This window comes from Gilliamella sp. BG3 (genome assembly GCF_046635605.1).
Lineage (GTDB): Bacteria > Pseudomonadota > Gammaproteobacteria > Enterobacterales > Orbaceae > Gilliamella > Gilliamella bombi.
In genome coordinates, this window is the sequence record NZ_JBIDFE010000046.1 from 1 (window position 1) to 4,475 (window position 4,475).

At 35.5% G+C, this 4,475-nt stretch carries 3 protein-coding genes; 2 read left to right on the forward strand and 1 reads right to left on the reverse strand.

The annotated features are described in order from the left end of the window. Window positions 1–707: 707 nt before the first annotated feature. Window positions 708–1,922 carry a pyridoxal phosphate-dependent aminotransferase gene (locus tag ACGH6S_RS11900; RefSeq protein ID WP_174798961.1) on the reverse strand — a complete coding sequence of 405 codons (1,215 nt, stop codon included), beginning with the start codon at window positions 1,920–1,922 and terminating at the stop codon, window positions 708–710. A gap of 140 nt (window positions 1,923–2,062) precedes the next feature. Between ACGH6S_RS11900 and ACGH6S_RS11905 the strand changes: the two genes are divergently transcribed. After that, on the forward strand, window positions 2,063–2,332 hold the full coding sequence (locus tag ACGH6S_RS11905) for an ACT domain-containing protein (RefSeq protein WP_174798960.1): 270 nt from the start codon (window positions 2,063–2,065) through the stop codon (window positions 2,330–2,332). Between the two features lie 35 nt (window positions 2,333–2,367). Further along, window positions 2,368–3,723 (forward strand): PFL family protein, encoded by a 1,356-nt coding sequence (locus ACGH6S_RS11910; RefSeq protein WP_174798959.1) that lies wholly within the window; start codon window positions 2,368–2,370, stop codon window positions 3,721–3,723. Window positions 3,724–4,475 lie beyond the last annotated feature (752 nt).

A 4,475-nucleotide genomic window follows, 5' to 3' on the forward strand; every position in this document is an offset into this window, starting at 1 on the left:
TATCACCTGAACAATATGAACAACAATATTACCAAAACGAAAAAATGATAGAGGCGGGCACTGTCTAATATTTTGGCTAGGATCACCTATATCATAAAGAAAAAATAACTGTCACTGATTTGGCTAAACGCTATAACAAAACTTATCCGAGCGAAAGGCTACATGTTAACAACCTTTATTTAAAAACAAAATACGTGAGAATATTTATTCGTTGGTATTGATGATTATTCACATGAGCTCTATGCGGGCATTTACTCCCATAAATCCCAATTTAATGCAGCACAATTTTTACAAAATAATTTTGTTAGCCCAATACCCACATTGAATGCCCCTTATCCTGGATACAGACGTGAACCAGTAAAGCGCAGTTGAGCACCTATTTGTTAAAACGAGTAATAAGCAAAAATTGACTAAACCAGCCTACCCACAAACACATGAGAAGGTAGAAAAGATGATACGAACTTTGAATTGAGGTATAGCATAATCAACAAATATATCAAAAAGCTGTATTGGTGGCATAAAACGTGCTTGGTTACTCCTAATCTGCTTTATGAGGTTATGGAGTACAAAATATCAAGTTTCAAACAGGAAGATAAGCCGTATTTTACAACAATAAAAAGACAATGTTAAATATGGTTTTATAAATCTATTTTGGCTGAGCTATTAAAATTACCCCAGCAGAAACTGGGGATTAATCAATGAGCGATTTATTGCTTATAGGAAGATAGAAAGTGAGCAAATCTTCCAATAGCCTCTTCAAGTTGGCCAGAATGAGGCAAAGCAACAATTCTAACGTGATCCGGTTTATGCCAATTAAAGCCAGTTCCTTGTACAAGTAATACTTTTTCTTGTAACAAAAAATCTAATACGAGTTTTTGGTCGTTATGGATGTTGAATTTTTTCTGATCTAATTTTGGAAATAGATACAAGGCACCTTGTGGTTTAGTACATGAAACCCCAGGGATTTCATTAAGTAAACGCCATGCCAACATACATTGATCATATAAGCGACCTCCAGGAACAATAAATTCATTGATGCTTTGGTAGCCTCCTAGCGCTCCTTGAATAGCATGTTGTAATGGCACATTAGCACATAAACGCATTGAAGCTAGCATATTTAAGCCTTCAATATAGCCTTTTACATGGTTTTTGGGGCCACAAAGCGCCATCCAGCCTTGCCTAAAACCAGCAACTCGATAAGTTTTTGATAGGCCACACATGGTAATGACAAATAAATCGGGGGCCAATGCAGCAATTGAATAATGCACTGCATCATCATATAAAATTTTATCGTAAATCTCATCAGCGAAGATGATTAGGTTATTTTGACGAGCGATTTCAGCGATCTCAAGTAATACTTCTTTACTATAAACAGCGCCTGTCGGGTTGTTAGGATTAATAATTACTATTCCTTTAGTGTTTGGAGTTATTTTCCGTTTAATATCTTCAATATCAGGTGACCAATTTGATTCTTCATCGCAAAGATAGTGCACAGCACTACCTCCAGACAAACTAATAGCTGCTGTCCATAATGGGTAATCAGGCATAGGTACGAGTATTTCATCTCCACTATTTAGTAAGGCCTGCATGGATTGAACGATTAATTCTGATACACCATTACCGATGTAAATATCTTCAACATCTAAACTATTAATTCCGCGAGCTTGATAATACTGCATGATTGCTTTACGAGCAGAATAAAGGCCTTTAGAATCGGAATATCCTTGTGAGGAAGGTAAGTTTCTAATCACATCAATTAATAATTCGTCAGGCGCAGCAAAACCGAACGGCGCTGGGTTTCCAATATTGAGTTTCAGGATAGTTTGACCTTCTTCTTCCAGTCGTTTTGCATGCTCTAGAATTGGACCACGGATATCGTAACAAACATGATCCAATTTTGTGGATTTTGAGAAATTTACCATAAGTTGCTCTTTTTAGTTCTTGTATTGATATTTTTACTGAAAAAAACAATCTACTCCTATTTCGATAATTTTTGAAGATGCTATTATAGTTAGCTCAATAAATATTATTTAATTGTCTATTTTTTGTGCGGAGGAGTGTTATGAAAACCATTTTAACGGTAATTGGTAAAGATCAAACAGGTATTATTGCTGGTATTAGCCAAAAGTTATATGAATTAGATATTAATATTTTAGATGTCAGCCAAACTATTATGGATGAGTATTTTACGATGATTATGTTACTTGACCTATCTAAAATTAATGTGTCATTTGATGAAGTAAAAACTGTGTTGATGCAAACAGGTAAAAATCTAAAAGTTAAAGTTAATCTTCAAAGAGAAGAAATTTTTGATGCTATGCATCGTTTATAATATTAATTCTATATTTTAATAAAAGGATAATACTAATGGAAACAAAACAGATCCTCGAAACCATTAAAATGATTGAGGAAGAAAAACTTGATATCCGTACAATAACCATGGGTATTTCTCTTCTTGATTGTATAGATAGTGATGGTGAAAAAGCACGCCAAAAGATTTATAACAAAATTACACATCTGGCAAAAGATCTTGTTAAAGTAGGTGATCAGATTACTTCAGAATTCGGTATTCCAATAATCAATAAGCGTATTTCTGTTACGCCAATATCTTTAATTGCCGGTGCTAGTGATGATAAAGATTATGTAGCGTTTGCTAAAACTTTGGACGAAGCGGCCAAAGCAGTTGGTGTTAACTTTATTGGTGGATTTTCAGCACTGGTACAAAAAGGTTACCATAAAGGAGATGAAATTTTAATTAAATCAATTCCCCAAGCACTTGCACAGACTGAACGAGTTTGCTCTTCGGTAAATGTTGGCTCTACACAAACGGGGATCAACATGGATGCAGTAAAGCAAATGGGAAATGTCATCAAAGAAGCCGCGCAATTAACAGCTGATAATAGTAGCATGGCCTGTGCTAAGTTAGTTGTGTTTGCTAATGCTGTTGAAGATAATCCATTTATGGCAGGTGCCTTTCATGGCGTAGGGGAAGCTGATTGCGTCATTAACGTTGGTGTCAGTGGTCCTGGTGTAGTTAAGCGAGCACTTGAAAAAGTCAAAGGTCAGCCATTTGATGTTGTAGCTGAGACTATCAAAAAAACTGCATTTAAAATTACTCGTATGGGGCAACTAGTTGGTAAAGAGGCTTCTGAACGTTTAGGCGTTAAATTTGGTATTGTCGATTTATCGTTAGCTCCAACCCCAGCAATTGGTGATTCGGTTGCACACATTTTAGAAGAAATGGGATTAGAAGCAGTTGGTACACACGGTACAACTGCAGCACTAGCTATGCTAAACGATGCGGTTAAAAAAGGTGGAGTAATGGCTTGTGGCCATGTTGGCGGATTAAGCGGTGCATTTATCCCTGTTTCGGAAGATGCAGGTATGATTGATGCTGTAAATAACGGTGCACTTAATCTTGAAAAACTAGAAGCAATGACCTGTGTTTGTTCTGTTGGACTGGATATGATTGCAATTCCAGGCGATACGCCAGCTGAAACTATTTCGGCGATCATTGCAGATGAGGCTGCAATAGGGGTGATTAACCACAAAACAACAGCGGTGCGAATTATTCCAGCCGAGGGATTAAAAGTAGGAGATAACATTGAATTTGGTGGTTTACTTGGCCATGCTCCCGTTATGTCAGTAAACAAATTTAGTTCATGTGATTTTATTAATCGAGGTGGAAGAATTCCCGCTCCAATTCATTCATTTAAAAACTAATATATTTATTTTAAATGAATATTTTCCCTTACTCCGTCTACAGCAAGGTAGGCGGATTATCGCTATAAATAATGAATATTCCTTATTTCATGAATTGGTGGCTTTTATTCGGGTATCTATTATCAAGGCTGCTTTTCTTGCCATAATAATTTTAAGTATATAATTTTTAATTATATAGTATTTGTACTTAAGTATATACCTAAAAGATGTGGTTTAAGATGTGGTTTAAAATGTACCTTACTGATACTTAATGGGCAATAAAATAGACTTTAAGGCTTGTTATTACTGGGTTTGGTGTGCTTTGCAGGGTTTAAAAGAATGTTGCTGTTTATTGATTTGGTGCTGGGCGGGGACTTGAAATGATCTTATTAAAGCCTTTTCAATAAAGGGTTTTGCTTTTTCTTTATTGAAGAAATAGTCCCAAGCATAGTCCCAAAATAAAAAGTGACCCCCAATATTAGGTATTTTAATCTTGCCAAATTGAAAGGTTAAAAATTGGTTTTAGAATTTTGACGGTGTAAAAATTTATCTAGGTGAGTGGTATTCGTTAATTATATTTTAGATTTTTTATACCTCCTCCCCATAAAAATAAAATTTAATAAAAAAGTATGCACGGTGTTCACTACTTGCTTGAATCCTTATCCTAAAAGGGTTTGAGTGGTGTATACTTAAATGTTTACTATTCACAAGTGTACACTTTAGGTATTCACTCAATAAAAAACCGCCAATTAGGGCGGTCTTATTTTAGTGGC

Coding starts and splice junctions, on each gene's coding strand:
- ACGH6S_RS11900 (WP_174798961.1), bottom strand. CDS start 1,922: ATGGTAAATTTCTCAAAATCCACAAAATTGGATCATGTTTGTTACGAT.
- ACGH6S_RS11905 (WP_174798960.1), top strand. CDS start 2,063: ATGAAAACCATTTTAACGGTAATTGGTAAAGATCAAACAGGTATTATT.
- ACGH6S_RS11910 (WP_174798959.1), top strand. CDS start 2,368: ATGGAAACAAAACAGATCCTCGAAACCATTAAAATGATTGAGGAAGAA.